The sequence below is a fragment of the Bacillus sp. SIMBA_074 genome (assembly GCF_046534555.1).
Lineage (GTDB): Bacteria > Bacillota > Bacilli > Bacillales > Bacillaceae_G > Bacillus_A > Bacillus_A mycoides.
On record NZ_JAWRYM010000423.1, the window covers coordinates 1 to 277 of the forward strand.

General features: G+C 61.0%; 1 protein-coding gene. It reads left to right on the forward strand.

The annotated features are described in order from the left end of the window. The coding region (locus SB773_RS31415) for an XkdW family protein (RefSeq protein ID WP_410594214.1) at positions 1-277 on the forward strand (277 nt) is incomplete at both ends.

Genomic DNA, 277 nt, shown 5'->3' on the forward strand with positions numbered 1-277 from the left:
TGCCCGGTCGAGATTACCGCTGCTGCGTTCCGATCGGTGACGACGGCAGTCAAAGCGGCGACCCTCGCATCGGTATCTGGCGCGCCGAGGTCGAACAGCCGTCCGACGATGCCGTGCACGCGTTCTTTGCGGAAAACGAGGAAGCGATTCGCGAAAAGCACATTCGCATCTTCCGCAACCTCGATCTTGCGGCAACGGATGGTAAGGCGAATGTTCCCGTTGATGCACCGCAGAGCGTGCAGGCGCTCCATACGGATTGGGCGGAGTATCGCCAAGC